At 62.9% G+C, this 310-nt stretch carries 1 protein-coding gene; it reads left to right on the top strand.

What is annotated here, in order from left to right; all coding sequences use genetic code 11:
* On the top strand, positions 1 to 310 hold a 310-nt coding region (locus Q1A87_RS23925; RefSeq protein WP_299657411.1), incomplete at both ends, for a transposase.

Genomic DNA, 310 nt, shown 5'->3' on the forward strand with positions numbered 1-310 from the left:
GGCGCTGGCTGCCCTGCTGGGGCCGAACGCCCAGGGCCTGTCCGCCAAGACCATCGCACGGCTGAAGGCAGATTGGTCGAAGGACTATGAGGCTTGGCAGAAGCGCGACCCCGGCGCGCGGCGGTTTCTCTACATCTGGGCCGATGGCGTTTACTTCAAGCCGCGCATGGCCGAGGAAAAACAATGTGTTCTGGTGGTCGTGGGAGCCGATGAATACGGCCGCAAGGAGCTTTTGGCGATGACCCCTCTCGTGACATTGCCTACGGCAATACACTGCCGGGCAAGGGACGGCTTCCGCGAAAGCACCCAG

It is taken from the genome of uncultured Jannaschia sp., assembly GCF_947494055.1.
In the GTDB taxonomy this organism is placed as follows: domain Bacteria; phylum Pseudomonadota; class Alphaproteobacteria; order Rhodobacterales; family Rhodobacteraceae; genus Jannaschia.